The sequence below is a fragment of the Levilactobacillus acidifarinae DSM 19394 = JCM 15949 genome (assembly GCF_001434835.1).
In the GTDB taxonomy this organism is placed as follows: domain Bacteria; phylum Bacillota; class Bacilli; order Lactobacillales; family Lactobacillaceae; genus Levilactobacillus; species Levilactobacillus acidifarinae.
Window position 1 is genome coordinate 51,274 of the sequence record NZ_AZDV01000026.1, and the last position, 15,340, is coordinate 66,613.

Genomic DNA, 15,340 nt, shown 5'->3' on the forward strand with positions numbered 1-15,340 from the left:
CTCCAGGAAAGGGCATGTAAAAATGGCAAAAGTAGAATCACCCCCACACATGTGGGGAATACTCTCAGAAGACTGTTTGACAATTTGCTTAATCAGAATCACCCCCACACATGTGGGGAATACGGTTTTGTGCTATACTTAAATTGATCGTCGTTAGAATCACCCCCACACATGTGGGGAATACGAAACTACCAGTACGTTGATTTGTCGGGCCTGAGAATCACCCCCACACATGTGGGGAATACACTAAACAAATTCCGTTACGTCGGCATTCAAAAAATCCGCAATTACCATTTTTTATTAACTTACCTGCTTTAAATCATAGCACAATCCAGATGAACGGCGGCCAATCACGAATTAACGATTGCAATAGTAAATCAGGCCAAGACAAATAGTGACTAATCGAAGGGCCGAGTCACCATCAACTCATAAATTCCTTCCCAAACGAATCGTTAATCACTATAATTGTTAATGCTTAATAAATTATCCAATAAGTCTAATACAGAGTAAATTCATTGAATAACGGCTAAACTGGTTCCGCAGTAGGGATGAGAAGGGGGTGTGCTGATGAGCTTAGATCAATTGATTCACGTTTTATTTTGGGTATCTATCGTTGCGGCACTCCTTTTTACCGGATTAGTCACCTTTTATTTCTGGTATTCTCGGCGGCAATCGAACAATTATCTGGAAAATCAGGATTTTGATTTGCGCTACTTTATCCAAAAACAGGTCGACTATCGCGGGCGCGTCACCGGGTACGAATGCCTCTTACGGCAACGTCAGGCCGATGGCAGTTGGCGGCTCCCCCAAGAGTTAGGCTCGCTTCCCTTACAACGGGTGATCTTTCTGCTGGAAGACACGTTTAAATCCTTACCCAGTGAGCCGATTACGTTATCCATTAACCTCGAATATGAGCAAATCGTGAGTCCCGAGTTTCGCTACTTCGTCCGCTGGGCGTTGTCGAAAATCGAACCCATGAAGCTAGCGGTGGAGTACACCGCCCGTAAGCCCACCCAGGGGTACCAGAAGCCACTGTTCTTACGGCGCATTCATGAAGCCCGCCAATACGGAATGCATTTTGACATTGACAACGTAGGGGCCGATTTAGACAACCTGCGTAACATTGAGTGGTTACTAGATGAAGTGGATACGTTAAAGTGCTCCATGCGGGTCTTTCGTAAGACTGATCCCAACGTCTGGCTGGATTTAAACCTTCAATTTTGGCACCAGCTTTCCCAGCGCCGCCACATCAATCTGGTCTTGATGGGCATCGAAGACCAGGCCGACGAACAGCTGGCCGAACAACTAAACATTCGCTTACGGCAGGGGTACCGCTTTGGCCGCCCCGTTGACCCGCAAGCGACGGCCGAACATGAAAAGGAAGTGATCCCCCGTGCCGCAACAAACCCAACCGACGCGTCCCACCACTGATACCGAGCAAACGGACCGCCAACGTCAACAACTGTATACCGACGATTACTTTGCCAAGGGCCACTGGGGCCGCAAAATCTGGCAAACGATTGTGGCGCTCTTGGGGTGGTTAGCCGTCATTATTCCCTGTGGCGTGACCATTACCGCCTTTTGGGGCGCCTACGACCCGCGCATCTGGCACATCTGGTCGTACCGTGAAGGGATCTTTGAAATTAAATTTATTGGGGTCTTACTCCTGTTTTCCTTCGTGATGGCCAGTATCTTCGCCGTCAGCATGACCATCATCCAGAATCGCAAGCGCGATCGCTTGGTTGAACAGTGGCCCACCTTTAACCCCATCAATCAGCGCAAACGGAAGAACGTTTTAGACGAGTTTATGGATGAGCGGTTTGGCCCAGCCGAGTTCCGGGAAAACGTGCGGACCTACCACGTCCAACCCGAACAAAACCTAGATACCGACCAGATTCACGACCTGTATGCCAAGCAAGACTTGAACGACCTAGACAAGGAGTAACCCCATGGGTAATTTATTTATTGATAGTCTCTTAAAAGCGACCTGGGTGGAAACGCTCATCAATGTGTGTCTGTTGGTCCTGTGCCTGTACCCCGTCGTCGGGTCGTTCTTCTGGTTCGCGGGTTCCCTGTCGTACCGGTTCTTAAAGACCAACAAGCGCGATACCGATTGGCACAACCTTCCGGTCAAGCGCCAACCGATGATCACCATCATGATCCCGGCGCATAACGAAGAGGTCATGATTGAAGAGACCATCACCTACCTGTTTGAAAAATTAAACTATCAAAACTTCGAGGTCCTGGTGATGAACGACGGATCGACCGACCACACCGCCGCCATCATCGCCCGCCTGCAAGGACGCTACCCACGGTTACGGACCGTGGAGATCGTTAAAAATAAGGGCAAGGCCCACGCCTTTAACATCGGCATGTACTTCGCGAAGGGGGAGTACATCCTGAGTAACGACGCCGACACGATCCCGGAACCCGACGCATTGATGAAGTACATGAACTTCTTCACCCACGCGCGGGACATGAACACCTCGGCGGTCACGGCCAACATGGACGTCCAGAACCGCACGACGTTACTGGGAAAATCCCAGACCGTGGAATTTTCCAGCATCGTGGGGGTCATCAAGCGGAGCCAGACCTCGGTCAACGACTCGATGTACGCCTATAGTGGGGCCAACACGCTGTACCGCAAGCAATTTCTGATCGACGTGGGGGGCTTCCGGCAAAACCGGGCCACCGAAGACATCAGTATCGCCTGGGACCACCAGATGATTGGGGCGGTGCCACGGTTTGCGCCCAACGTGGTCTTTCACATGAACGTCCCCGAGACGCTGCGGGACCTGTACCATCAGCGCAAGCGCTGGGCGCAGGGGGGCACGGAGGTCTGGCTGACTAACATCAAAAAATTTCTCCGTCACCCGGTTGAACACCGCTACCAACTATCAATGTTCGTGGATTCGACGTTGTCGATTGTCTGGTCATTTTTCTTCGTGATCACCGGCGTGGCGTTTTTGTTGTTGATGGCTTATTTTGCGGTGACCGGGAACGACGAGCGGCTGTTTCACGGGTTCGTGATGTCGTTTATCTTCGTGACCTTTGAACTCTTTGCCGGGTTCATGCAGCTGCTAGCGGCCTTAATTCTGGACCACCACGGCGCCAAGCTGAAGTACCTGATTTTTGCGCCGTTGTACATGTTGTTTTACTGGATGGTCAACCCGATTACCGTGGTGATGACCTTTATTCCGGCTCTAAAAACGATCCTGGGCTTTGGCTCGGGAACCTGGGTCAGTCCTAAACGGCGGTCGTTACAGGGTCAAGAGAAGCCAAAATAGCCGATTGCTCGGGTGAGCAGTCGGCTATTTTTAGTCGGGCAGTTTGTTTTCACTAAACTAATGATAGGTTTGCTGCAACTGTCGGAACCACTGCAGGTTGACCCGGTGGTGTTCGACCGTGTTGGCCAGAATCCGAGAATAGTTGTTGGGCAGGTTGGGCGTGGTGCGCAGGGACTGCTCCGTGAGGCGAATCTTTTCCCGTGCCGCGGTAATCTGAAAGTTAAGCAGGTCGGGCATCAAGTCGGGTGCTTGATCGGCAAAGAGGAGAACCGCGTAGAACGCCATGGCGGTGGTGTCGTTGATTCGGCCATACTTTTGAAAGAGGCGGCGAAATTCCGTCTCTCCGGTGGCGGTCAGCTGATAGCGCGTCTCCTTGGTTCCCGACGTGGTGGGGGGCAGTTGTTCCAAGAGGGCCTTGGCCGCTAACTGCTGCAGATTGTAGTAAAACGACCCTTTCGTGTAGTGGATGACGTAGTCGAAGTGGCGCTCACGCATGTAGGTCAGCAGTTCGTAGCCGTAGGAACCGGCTTCTTCCTTGAGGAGACCGAGAATCAAGAAGGGAATCATGCGTCGGCCCCCTGCGTCTGGCTGGCCCGAACGGCGGCCATGAATTCGGTAAAGGTGGTCTGACCTAGGGCGAACCGCTTACTCTGTAGGTAAAGGGTCTCGGCGGGCGTTAGCGGGTGAGCGGTCAATTGGGCCACGCGTTGCGGTTCATCCGGCAGGGGAGCTAAGACGTCGGCCCGTTGCCGAAACGCTTGGTAATAGCGCACCCCAAACCGGCGTTGTGACGGCGCGTCTAAGTGAATTCCGTCCGGATTGGCGGTTAGGTCGGCCGCCGTGACGAAGTAGGTGTGAGGGAGATCACTGGCGGTTTGATGAATCAACGCGTCGATTTGTGGGGCCTCCGTCGCACTTAGACCGAACCCGTGTTGGCCCAGAAAAGCGGGAAGTCCGCCTAATATCAGGGGCACGGTGGGGAGGTTGAGGGCCGTTCGCAGGTGAGTCAACGTTTGACGCAGCTGGTCGCGGTACGTTCGGTAGTGCAGATTGAGGCTGTCACTTTCACCCTGGTGCCAGAGAATGGCGACGATCTCGCTGGTTTCTTGGGCGAACCGGGCTTCACTGATGGCGTGACGCATCAACGGCGCGTCGGGCGCCCAGTCGGCCAGCGCACTGCCGCCCTCGGCACAGGGGATGAGCCCTAACGTGTCGGCCGGATGGTCGGCGGACCAGGCTTGCGCAAAGGCGGGGGCGGGACCCACGCCGGCCACTTCGCGATCGACGTTGACCGGTTCAGCGAGCTGTTGCCACCGCCCGTTACGCAACATGCGTAGGTGGTCGTTTAAAATGGGGGGAACGGCGGTTAAAAAACCGCGGCCGGCCATGTTCGATTGGCCGACCATTAAGATGGATTGCATGGCTAAAAACTCCTTTAGTCTAATTGGACTAAATTATCATAGTCTAATTAGACTAAAAAGGCAAGAAAAAATCAGTGCCCCGTTATTGGGACACTGATTTTAATGAGCTACCCTTCGGCCTGGTGAATATCGCCTAAGATGTCGTCATGGGCGAAATCGTGGGTCATGTAGGCCGAACTTTGAGTTGGTAGGTGTTGTTCGAGACTGTCGAATTGTTGCCAGGTCACGTTACCGTCGACCGTTGCGAAGTCTAAGATGTGGCCACCAAAGTCGTGATCCTGCGACAGGAAGTGACTGTGGAAGCCTCCGACCGCGGCGCCGTCGAAAAGTTGTGGCGAGTAGTAACTTAACAGAGTCCCGGTGACCGTGTCACGAGAAAAGATACTCTGCTTTTCGGCCGTCTTCGCCAGGGAATGGTACGGCTGGCTGGATTTTTGAACGGCCCGCGTGCGCATCTGCGTGAAGGTCCCCGTGATCTTAACGGAGAAAAAGGTATTAGCGCTGTGCGTTTCGGCCATGATTTGTTGTTGCAGGTCGGCCCGGGTGGCGTTTTCGACCGCCATCAAGTCCCCGTAGTCCGCGAAATGACTGTTGGCGAAGGGCAGGGTAAAGTCGGCCGAGACCAAGTTGACGTTCCCGTGACTGTCGATCTGGTACGGTGTCCCGTCTAAGATAATGAGTTCCCCGTCGAGGCCTTCGCCGGTCCCAATCCCGGTATCGCCGTGAGCCAGGAGTTCCCGCATGGTCAGGGTTCCGTCAAGTAGCCCGGGGACCAGAAGCGCGAGGGTCCCGTGTTGATAAAGTGTAGTTGTGTTGGACATCTGATTAGCCTTCTTCCAGTTAGTTCAAAACATCTTTAAGCAAAGTGGATGCAAACTTAATGTTATCACGGTAGTCTACGGGGATGTCAATGACGGTCGGACCGTCCGTGGCAAACGCCTGCTTGAGGGCCGCCGTGACTTGTTCCGGCGTTTCGGCGTGTAAGCCGGTGGCGCCGAAGCTTTCGGCGTACTTGGCAAAGTCGACGTTGCCGATGTTCACGCCGGAGTCGCGCCCGTACTTGGCCTGTTCTTGAAATTGGACCATGTTGTAATGACCGTCGTTCCAGATTAATTGCACGATGTTTAAGTGTAACCGCACGGCCGTTTCCAATTCTTGACTGGAGAAGAGAAAGCCCCCGTCCCCGGCTACGGAAACCACGTGTTGTTTGGGGCGTTCCAAAGCGGCCGCGATGGCCCACGGTAGGGCGACCCCGAGCGTCTGCATCCCGTTACTGAATAGGAGGTGCCGTGGCTTATAGCTCCGGAAGTGCCGGGCCATCCAGATGTAATGGCTCCCGACGTCGACCGTGACCGTGGTGTCGTCGTCGACCTGGTCTTGTAAGGCCCGCACAATGGCTAGGGGATGGACCCCGTGACCGTCCGTGGTAGCTGGGACGGCATCCTTGGAGACGAAATGCGCCCGCAGCTGGTTCAAATGAGCAACCATGGCGTCACTTAACGCGATTTCTGGTAAACTTTGACTGAGCGCCGTCAGGGTTTTGGCGATGTCGGCTTGAATTACTAAGTCTGGTTGGTAGTCGTTCGAAATTTCGGGGGCGATGCTGTCCAAGTTGATGATTTCGCCGGTCCGATCAACGTTCCATAACCGGCCCTCGTATTCCACGGGATCGTAACCCACGGCAATCACCAGGTCGCTTTCCTTTAAGATGGCGTCGCCAATTTGATTACGGAATAACCCGACCCGACCAAAGTAGTCCTTTTCGAGGTCGCGGGAGATGACCCCGGCGCCCTGGAAGGTTTCTACGACGGGAATCGAGAATTGTTTAAGCAGCGCGTGAATGGCGTTAGTGACCGCCGTACTGGAGGACCGCATCCCGGCTAAGATGACCGGTAACTTCGCGGCCTTGATCTTCGTGACCATCTCATCAATGACGGCGGCATCGGCACTTCCCTGTTGGATCGGGGTTAAGGCCTTGATGTCGGGCGTGTCGACCGCGTCGTCTAAGACGTCTTTAGGTAATGAAATAAACGTTGCCCCGGCCTTAGGCGCAATCGCCGTTTGGTAAGCGTTCGCGAAGGTTTCGGAGAGGTTATTGGCGTCTTGGACCTCGACGCTGTCCTTGGTGGCCGCGGCCATCAGTTCTTTACTGGGGATACTCTGGTGAGTTAAGCGCGCCACGTCGTTACGAGGCACTTGGCCCCCTAAGGCAATCACGGGATCGCCTTCGGACGTGGCCGTGATCAGGCCCGTGGCTAAGTTTGAGACGCCGGGACCCGAGGTGGTGGCGACCACGCCGGGTTTGCCGGTCAATCGACCGATGCCGGAAGCAATAAAGGCGGCGTTTTGTTCGTGATGGGTGATAATCAGTTTAGGCGTTCGGGGATCCTGGCTGTATTCAAGCAGGTCGAAGAGTTGATCGACCTTGGCCCCCGGAAGACCAAAGACGTACTTGATTCCCTGGTTGATCATAGACTGCATTAAAGCTTCGGCACCGTTCTTTTTCATGGTTAGACTCGTCTCCTTGTGTAAGTAGTAATGTCATGTTATGGTTTAAAGATAAAACGTTTGTGTTGATTTGTCAACACGTAAGCCTCGAAAGGGGGAATTTTGATGAAGAACATTGGGTATTTGGCGCAGGACATTTCGATTCTGCACCGGCAGTACTATAAGGATACCAAGCGTCAATTCGATGAATTAGGGCTCAACCCGACGGCAGCCTGTATTTTATTATCGGTGGGGGATTACCCGGCCATCACGCAAAATCACGTAGCTCGCTTGCTCGTGATCGATAAGGCGTTAGCCACGCGGGAAATCAATAAGATGGAAAAGCTCGATTACCTGAGTAAGGAAAACGGCACGGGAAAGACCAAGTTATTGAACTTGACCGCCAAGGGTCACACGGTCGTCCACACCATCCAACAGATTCGCGTGGGGTGGTGGGAAGACAAGTTTGCGGATACCGGCATTAACCCGGATAGCCCGCTGGTAGCGTCGATTGAAACGGTCGTTGGGACCATCGTGGCCCCGGATACGGAAGCCCCGCATAAATAAAATCGCCAGTTCCCCCTCGGTTGGGAACTGACGATTTTTGAGTTACCGGCGTTCGATGGCCAGTAAGTATGGTGGGCGGTGAATCTGGTTGATGAACCCGTACTGAAGAACCTGGTAGGTCTGCTGCGGTAATGCCGTACAAAATTGGTGCACGGCGGTGGCTTCCGCTAAGCCCCCGGGATGGCCCGAATACACCATTAAGAGTAACCGACCACCCCGAGTGAGGTGCGGGAGGATGGCTCGCACGGCCGTCAAAGTCGTGGTCGCCTGCGTGATCCGGGTTTTATCGCCACCGGGGAGGTACCCCAGGTTGAAGATGGCCCCCGCAATCTGAGTCGTGGAGGTCAGGTAGTCGGCCACGTGTTCGTGACCCGTCAAGTGCAGGTCGACCTGCTTTTCGGTGCCCGTTAAGACTAGTTGCGTGTGGGTCCGTTGCAGGGCGGCGGCTTGGACGTCAAACCCGATGACGTGACCGGTGGGCCCGACGAGTTGGGCCAAAAAGACCGTATCGTGGCCGTTGCCCACCGTGGCATCCACCACGGTGGCGCCCGCATAGACGCAATCGGTAAGCAGGGTGTGGCTATAAGTTAAGGCGTTGGGTAAATTCATGGTTACAAGTCGCTTCCTTTACGGGTGAGCGCCCACTGGGTCAACGTTAAGCAGAAGAAACCCAGCAGCCAGCCGCCCAAGACGTCGGTGGGATAATGAACTCCCACGAAGACCCGCGAAACGCCAATGGCGAAAATCCAGAAACTAGCCAGGCCAATGATCAGCGTTTTCCAGACGGGGTGATTAGCCAGGTAGTAGGCGGTCAACACAATCACGGCCCCCCACAGGAGCATGGCGGTAATCGAATGCCCGCTGGGAAAACTATAGGAACTGGCGGCAACCAGTCGGTGGACGGTCGGACGGGGGCGTTGAACGAGGTTCTTGATCACGGTGTTGCCCAGCCCGGCCCAACCGGCGACGTTAATGAGAATCATCAACGCGGCGCGGAACCGGCGAGCAATCACTAAAACGGCTAATAGCAGGAGGGTGATCCAGACCACGCAACGGGGATTACCCGCCGAGGTGATGGCGATCATCCCCTGCGTGACCCCCGTTGAAACGGGGCGACGAATCAGGTGGATCAGGGACGTATCAAGGGTCGTTATCCAGGCCTGATGGGTCACGATGCCTCCTAAATCAAGAAGAAAAAGTAAGCCGGCACCCCAGGTAAGGGCCCAGCGCCAGCGGGAAATTTTGGGCACAAGTCATCGTTCCTTTGGATTAAATTTGATGAGTCAAGTATAGCATAATCGATTCGGGGAATTTGGCGGGAAAACTCCCGGGGCTGCCTTGCTTTTCGCTAGGGGGTTTGCTAAGATTAGGACAATTACCACGTAACACGAAACGTTGACGAGAAGTAGTAGTTAACCCGAGGTATCTAGAGAGCGGATGGCGCTGAAAATCCGTTACCCGGGTGGGCGAACTTATCTCCGAGTGATTCTGCCGCAAGGTGGGCGTCTGGCGCCGTTATCCGCCACTGAGTCCCAGACATTGGGAAAACGTAGGTGGTACCGCGCTCAAACGCCCTACAGAAATTGGCCAATTGGCGATTTCTGGGGGCTTTTTTTGACACAACGTGGACTTAGAGGAAAGGAAGATTCATTTTGGCATACAAACACCAAATTATTGAACGCAAGTGGCAACACTACTGGCGCGTCAACGAAACCTTTAAGGCTTCGGATAACACGACCAAGCCTAAGTATTACGTCCTAGACATGTTCCCTTACCCATCCGGGCAGGGACTGCACGTGGGGCATCCCGAAGGGTACACCGCAACCGACATCATGGCCCGTTACAAGCGGATGCAAGGTTTTAACGTCTTGCACCCCATGGGGTGGGATGCGTTCGGGTTACCGGCCGAACAATACGCGTTAAAGACGGGGCACAACCCTAAGGACTTTACCGCCCACAACATCAAGAACTTCAAACGACAGATTCGTTCGTTAGGGTTCTCCTACGACTGGAGTCGCGAAGTGAACACCACCGACGAATCCTACTACAAATGGACGCAATGGATCTTCGAACAACTCTACAAGAAGGGTCTCGCCTACGAAGACAAGATCATGGTCAACTGGGCTCCCGACTTCATGGGTGGGACCGTCGTGGCCAACGAAGAAGTGGTCGATGGTAAGACCGAACGGGGCGGTTATCCCGTTTACCGCGTCCCAATGCGTCAATGGGTCTTGCGGATCACGGCTTACGCCGACCGGTTGTTGACCGACCTGGACGATCTGGACTGGCCAGAAAGCATCAAGGAACAACAACGCCATTGGATCGGCCGTTCCGAAGGGGCCAGCATCTTCTTTAACGTGGATGGTCACGCCGACGCGAAGGTCGAAGTTTACTCAACGCGGCCGGATACGTTGTTCGGGGCGACCTACATGGTCTTAGCACCGGAACACAAGCTGGTCGATGAGATTACGACACCGGCACAACACGACGCCGTACAAGCCTACAAGGAAGCCATCGAAAGCAAGTCCGATCTGGAACGGACCGACCTGAACAAGGACAAGTCTGGCGTCTTCACCGGGGCTTACGGGATCAACCCGATCAACGGTAAGAAGTTACCCATCTGGATTGGGGATTACGTCTTAGCGTCTTACGGGACCGGGGCCATCATGGCCGTGCCCGCCCACGACGAACGGGACAACGACTTCGCCAAGAAGTTTAAGTTACCGATCGTCCAAGTCATCGCGCCCGAAGATGGCAGCGATGTGGACGTGCAAACGGCCGCCTACACGGGCGACGGCAAACACGTCAACTCCGACTTCTTAAACGGCATGGATAAGGCCGACGCGATGACCGCGGCCACCGACTGGTTGGAAGCCCACGACGCGGGTCACAAGCAGGTCAACTTCCGGTTACGGGATTGGATCTTCTCACGGCAACGTTACTGGGGTGAACCGATTCCTGTCATTCATTGGGAAGACGGCGAAACCACGTTGGTTCCGGAAGACGAATTACCGTTACGCCTGCCGGCCGCTAAGCAACTCGAACCTTCGGGAACGGGTGAAAGCCCACTGGCAAACCTGGATGACTGGGTTAACGTCGTGGATCAGAACGGTCGTAAGGGGAAACGCGAAACTAACACCATGCCACAATGGGCTGGGAGTTCGTGGTACTTCTTACGGTACGTTGATCCGCACAACGACAAGATGATTGCCGATCCGGCTAAGCTGAAGTACTGGATGCCCGTCGACCTCTATATCGGGGGTGCCGAACACGCCGTGCTGCATCTATTGTACGCGCGGTTCTGGCACAAGTTCCTGTATGACCTCGGCGTAGTGCCGACCAAGGAACCGTTCCAGAAGTTGGTTAACCAGGGGATGATCTTGGGGACCAACCACGAAAAGATGTCCAAGTCGAAGGGCAACGTGATCAACCCCGACGAAATCGTCGAACAACACGGGGCCGATACCTTGCGGCTGTACGAAATGTTCATGGGGCCGTTAGAGGCTTCCAAACCATGGAGTACGGAAGGTATCAACGGCTCACGGCGTTGGTTGGATCGCGTTTGGCGCTTATTGATCGATGACAACAACCACTTACGTGATCGCGTCACCATGATCAACGACAATCAACTGGACAAGATCTACAACCAGACCGTTAAGACCGTGACGGAAGACATCGAAGCGATGCGCTTCAACGTGGCGATTTCTCAATTGATGGTCTTCGTCAATGAAGCTTACAAGATGGACAGCCTACCGTTAATTTACATGGAAGGCTTCGTCAAGTTGATTTCGCCAATCGTGCCGCATATCGCCGAAGAGTTGTGGTCCTTGATGGGTCACGACGACACGATTGCCTACGCGAAGTGGCCGACTTACGACCCGAAACAATTGGTCGAAGACGTTGTTGAGCTGGTGGTTCAGGTCAACGGTAAGGTCAGAGCGCACCTGAAGGTCGCAAAGGACGCCGACAAGGACAGCATCGAACAGGCTGCTTTAGCGGACGACACGGTCAAGACCCACGTGGCTGGCAAGACCATCAGCAAGGTCATCGTGGTGCCGGGTAAGTTGGTCAACATCGTGGCAAACTAAAAACTAAGCTAAAATAAAATCCCACGGTTACCGAAGGACGCTCCGGTAACCGTGGGATTTTTGACGTTATTTTGTCGCTGGCTTGGGCGTTGGTCGGTTGGGACCAAAGAAGCTCGTCAGTTGCTTGGCCTGGGATCGGCGGGTTGAATTGAACGGTAACTCGCGGGTCGGAATCGTGGTCGTTTGGCTCATCGTTAAGACCTCCTCAGCAAAAGTAGTCATGATTGCTGATTAGTATAGCCGATGAGTCGCGCAACGGCTAGCAATTTGCTTTTGGCACTGACCGCCCAACGAAACAGTACCCGTGAGGTGACTAGCGGCGCCGGTGCCGTACAAAGGTAAAGAAGTGTAACAAACCCGCCAGTAACACGTAGAAGATCACCACGAAACTGACGTAGGTCAACCAGAACTTGCCCGGCGTAAAGACCCCGAACCACCAGGCCTGCAAGCCCATGGTGACTAGCGCCATGGCGGCAATCATGACGAAGAGCAATATGTAACGTTTCAAGGTATTATCATCCTTTCGCGGTCGGTGAGCGATTTTGTGCCCCCAGCGGGTACATTCGGCCAGTTTTTCCGGTCGAGGGGTTTCCGTGCCCCAGGTGCCGGTCCCGACGAATTCGCCCACCTTGATCAGGCCGGCGCCGGTTAAGACTCGGTCGATGGTGACGAAGGTCTGGTCGGTGATGCCGGTAAAGAAATTGTCCCAAGAACTGATAAAGCAGGTGGTCATACTCAGGTAATGCTTGTTCTGGTACTTGCCCGGTAGGGTGTCACCCACCGAGTTCATCCGGACTAGGCGAAACCGCATACAATCGAAAAATTGTTTCATCACGCCCGGCAGGCCGCCCCAGTATGTGGGCGCGCAAATAATCCAAAAATCACTGGCCGCTAATTTGGCCTCCAGCGTATCCAGGGCCGGACACGGCTGGTCGGGTGTGTCCGGGTAAATCTCGTAGTCCCGTAAAAAGACCGTTTCAACTTGCGCGTCGGCGGGTAAGGCGGCCAGTACGGCTTTTAGGTAACCGGCCGTGATGCCCGTTTGTTCGTGACTGCCTAGTAAGGCTAGATAACGCAAGGTCATCCCCCCATTCGTTAAGACTGCGACTAGTCTACTACAAAAACCAGTTAAGAAGCAATTGGGGAACCCCCGTAAAGCCAGTGTTATCAGGCGATTAGCTAATTGGTGGTCCTCATAACGAGGCACAAAAAAGGACCGGGTCGCCCCGGTCCTCAATCAATTTCTTATTGGAACAGTTCCGTGATGATGGCGAAGAATCGGTGCCGAACCACGTCGTCTTCACCAGCCTTAGAGAATTGGTAATTCAGCAAGTGGCGGTCAAATTCACGGAAGAATACGTTGGCCATGCGGTGATAATCACTATCACTGGTCTGGTCGATCCGCTTAAAGCTCCGCCAAGTTGCGTAGAGCAACTGATCGTCAGGGACGTCCTTTAGTTCCGGGAATCCTTGACGAACTCGCTTGGTCATTTGAATGACTTCTTGTGCACGCTCCGGGGACATTTGCATCTTCGGGGTAGCAGTTGCTCCAGATACTGTTTGTGCCATACTGGTCTGCCTCCTTAAAAAACGCTCAGTGTGTCTAATTTCTAACTTCCTATACTCTAGAATACCACTGTTGACGCGATTCGGTAAATTGAAGGTCGCCGGGAACCGGACTTTTCTCGGCGGATTTACTTAAGTATTACATAAAACTTAACCGGAGGCCCGGGCTTGCAAGAAAATCCCTATGGTATAATATTGGTTTGATTACCACGTCTTTCATGGGGGAGATCGTGGTCACTAAATTTCGAATTTTAACCAAGTGAAAGTAGGGTGTCAAATGGCGGCAAAGTCTGATAATCCGGGCAACCAGAGTGTGGATGCGCAGGAACAAATGGTTGCGGGATCGGCGTGGATGACGGCAGGAAGTATTTTTTCGCGGATTTTAGGTGCGGTCTACATTATTCCCTGGAGTATTTGGTTTGGCACCTTTTTCTTACAAGGAAACGCCCTTTACGGGAAAGGGTATAACATTTACAGTTTCTTCTTAATTGCGGCGATTGCGGGGGTGCCCTCGGCGATTGCCAAACAGGTGGCCCACTATAACGCGCTAAACGAGTACGGGATCAGTGTGCGATTATACCAGCGGGGGTTGGTAATCGCCCTCGGGACCGGGGTCGCCATTGCGGCGTTAATGTTTTTCGGGGCCTCCCTGTTTACCGGGGGCGATGCCAACCTGGTGCCGGTCTTGCATTCGTTGGCCTGGGCGATCTTAATCATTCCCACGATGAGTCTGACCAGAGGGTATTTCCAAGGATTCCAGCAAATGGCGCCCTCGGCCATCTCCCAGTTTGTCGAGCAACTTGCGCGGGTGATTTACATGCTGGTGACGGCCTTTCTGATCATGCGGGTCCTCAAGGGCAACTGGGTCACCGCCGTGGCGCAATCGACCTTAGCGGCGGCCGTCGGGGCGTTGTGTGGCCTGCTGATTTTAGGCGTATACTATTGGCGTCGCCGCGGGTATTTCCGGTCGTTAGTCCAGCATAGTAACAACCAACTAGTCGTTCCGGCGAACCAGCTGTACCGAGAAATCGTGACCCAGGCCGTCCCATTCATCGTCCTGGGCGCCGGGATCACCATCTTCCAATTGATCGACCAGTACACCTTCGCGCCCATCATGCACGCGGCGGGGCACTACACGGACGCCTACCTAAACGACTTGTTCGCACTGTTCGGGGTGAACGCCAACAAGATCATCATGATCACCATTTCGTTAGCCTCGGCGCTGGCAATCACGGTAGTGCCGCTACTCTCCGAGGCCTACACGCGGGGCAATAAACGCGAGATTTCAAGTCAACTGACCAACGCGTTTTTGATGTTTGAATTCGTGATGATTCCGAGTGCGTTAGGGATGTCGGCGGTCGCCCGGCCGTTAAACATCGTCTTTTACGGGCACGCGCAGGAAGCCTTAGGGGCGTCAATTTTGGCGTTCTCATCCTATCTGTCCATCATTTTGGGCCTGTACACGGTGGTGTCGGCGTTGATGCAGGGCATTTCGCAAAATAAACGGGCGGTAAAATACTTCTTGGTCGGTACCGTCGTCAAGTTCGTGGTGCAGTGGCCGTTGGTTTACTTCCTGGGGACGTTTGGTCCGTTAGTGGCGACCGGTCTTGGATTCTTAGTCACCTGTTATCTAATTATTCATTCACTCAACTACCAATTCGGGATCAACTACGCCACGATTGCCAAACGGACCAACGGGATTTTACTCTCCTCGATCGTGACCTTTGGCTTGGCACGGGCCGTGGTTTGGGCCGGAACCTGGTTGCTAGGCGATAACCGGATCATGAGCTTTGTGGTGGTCGCCGTGGCCGCCGTTGTGGGCGGGTACTTCTACGTGTACACCATGCTCCACAGCCGCTTGGCCGACGACATCATGGGACCGCGAGTCGCGGGCTTACGCCGACGTTTACACATTCGTTAGGAG

At 53.9% G+C, this 15,340-nt stretch carries 15 protein-coding genes and 1 CRISPR repeat array (1 of these 16 cut by a window edge); of the genes, 6 read left to right on the top strand and 9 right to left on the bottom strand.

Features of this window, described 5'->3' with window-relative positions; translation table 11 throughout:
* Positions 1-245: direct repeats of the CRISPR family, unit length 28 nt (it extends 515 nt beyond the left edge of the window).
* A 322-nt stretch (positions 246-567) separates the two neighbouring features.
* The 3 genes from FD25_RS07945 to FD25_RS07955 are packed head-to-tail and all read left to right on the top strand — an operon-like array spanning position 568 to position 3,287.
* Positions 568-1,431 (top strand): EAL domain-containing protein, encoded by an 864-nt coding sequence (locus FD25_RS07945; RefSeq protein WP_057803098.1) that lies wholly within the window; start codon positions 568-570, stop codon positions 1,429-1,431.
* Complete coding sequence (locus FD25_RS07950; protein ID WP_057803099.1) at positions 1,394-1,945, top strand: hypothetical protein; 552 nt, start codon at positions 1,394-1,396, stop codon at positions 1,943-1,945. The genes FD25_RS07945 and FD25_RS07950 overlap by 38 nt, the downstream gene beginning before the upstream one ends.
* 4 nt (positions 1,946-1,949) lie before the next feature.
* Positions 1,950-3,287 carry a glycosyltransferase family 2 protein gene (locus tag FD25_RS07955; RefSeq protein ID WP_057803100.1) on the top strand — a complete coding sequence of 446 codons (1,338 nt, stop codon included), beginning with the start codon at positions 1,950-1,952 and terminating at the stop codon, positions 3,285-3,287.
* Between the two features lie 57 nt (positions 3,288-3,344).
* Here the strand turns inward: FD25_RS07955 and FD25_RS07960 are convergent, their stop codons facing one another.
* The 4 genes from FD25_RS07960 to alsS form a co-directional block, all read right to left on the bottom strand.
* Positions 3,345-3,854, bottom strand: coding sequence for a PadR family transcriptional regulator (locus tag FD25_RS07960; protein WP_057803101.1), 510 nt, complete (start codon positions 3,852-3,854; stop codon positions 3,345-3,347).
* Complete coding sequence (locus FD25_RS07965; RefSeq protein WP_057803102.1) at positions 3,851-4,708, bottom strand: sialate O-acetylesterase; 858 nt, start codon at positions 4,706-4,708, stop codon at positions 3,851-3,853. The genes FD25_RS07960 and FD25_RS07965 overlap by 4 nt, the downstream gene beginning before the upstream one ends.
* Positions 4,709-4,815: 107 nt before the next feature.
* A complete protein-coding gene (budA, locus tag FD25_RS07970) occupies positions 4,816-5,529 on the bottom strand; it encodes an acetolactate decarboxylase (RefSeq protein ID WP_057803103.1) in 714 nt (237 codons plus the stop codon).
* A 19-nt stretch (positions 5,530-5,548) separates the two neighbouring features.
* A complete protein-coding gene (gene alsS, locus FD25_RS07975; protein ID WP_057803104.1) occupies positions 5,549-7,216 on the bottom strand; it encodes an acetolactate synthase AlsS in 1,668 nt (555 codons plus the stop codon).
* A 105-nt stretch (positions 7,217-7,321) separates the two neighbouring features.
* On the opposite strand from alsS, the gene FD25_RS07980 reads away from it, so the two are divergent.
* Positions 7,322-7,762, top strand: a complete 441-nt coding sequence (locus FD25_RS07980) for a MarR family winged helix-turn-helix transcriptional regulator (protein ID WP_057803105.1) — start codon at positions 7,322-7,324, stop codon at positions 7,760-7,762.
* A 42-nt stretch (positions 7,763-7,804) separates the two neighbouring features.
* On the opposite strand, the gene mnmM is transcribed toward FD25_RS07980, so the two are convergent.
* Together mnmM and FD25_RS07990 are read right to left on the bottom strand one after the other, a co-directional pair.
* Positions 7,805-8,371, bottom strand: coding sequence for a tRNA 5-(aminomethyl)-2-thiouridylate-methyltransferase MnmM (mnmM, locus tag FD25_RS07985; protein ID WP_057803106.1), 567 nt, complete (start codon positions 8,369-8,371; stop codon positions 7,805-7,807).
* A gap of 2 nt (positions 8,372-8,373) precedes the next feature.
* The gene (locus FD25_RS07990) at positions 8,374-9,012 is read right to left on the bottom strand and encodes a phosphatase PAP2 family protein (RefSeq protein ID WP_057803107.1); all 639 of its coding nucleotides are present in this window, start codon (positions 9,010-9,012) and stop codon (positions 8,374-8,376) included.
* Between the two features lie 402 nt (positions 9,013-9,414).
* Here FD25_RS07990 and leuS point away from each other — a divergent pair, with 402 nt between their 5' ends.
* The gene (leuS, locus tag FD25_RS07995; protein WP_057803108.1) at positions 9,415-11,850 is read left to right on the top strand and encodes a leucine--tRNA ligase; all 2,436 of its coding nucleotides are present in this window, start codon (positions 9,415-9,417) and stop codon (positions 11,848-11,850) included.
* Positions 11,851-11,916: 66 nt separating this feature from the next.
* On the opposite strand, the gene FD25_RS14400 is transcribed toward leuS, so the two are convergent.
* From FD25_RS14400 to FD25_RS08005, 3 genes are all read right to left on the bottom strand, one after another.
* A complete protein-coding gene (locus FD25_RS14400) occupies positions 11,917-12,042 on the bottom strand; it encodes a hypothetical protein (protein WP_263862335.1) in 126 nt (41 codons plus the stop codon).
* A 121-nt stretch (positions 12,043-12,163) separates the two neighbouring features.
* The gene (locus tag FD25_RS08000) at positions 12,164-12,928 is read right to left on the bottom strand and encodes a flavodoxin family protein (RefSeq protein ID WP_057803109.1); all 765 of its coding nucleotides are present in this window, start codon (positions 12,926-12,928) and stop codon (positions 12,164-12,166) included.
* A gap of 167 nt (positions 12,929-13,095) precedes the next feature.
* Positions 13,096-13,419 (bottom strand): hypothetical protein, encoded by a 324-nt coding sequence (locus FD25_RS08005; protein ID WP_057803110.1) that lies wholly within the window; start codon positions 13,417-13,419, stop codon positions 13,096-13,098.
* A gap of 274 nt (positions 13,420-13,693) precedes the next feature.
* Here FD25_RS08005 and FD25_RS08010 point away from each other — a divergent pair, with 274 nt between their 5' ends.
* Positions 13,694-15,337 carry a putative polysaccharide biosynthesis protein gene (locus FD25_RS08010; protein ID WP_057803111.1) on the top strand — a complete coding sequence of 548 codons (1,644 nt, stop codon included), beginning with the start codon at positions 13,694-13,696 and terminating at the stop codon, positions 15,335-15,337.
* Positions 15,338-15,340: the final 3 nt, after the last annotated feature.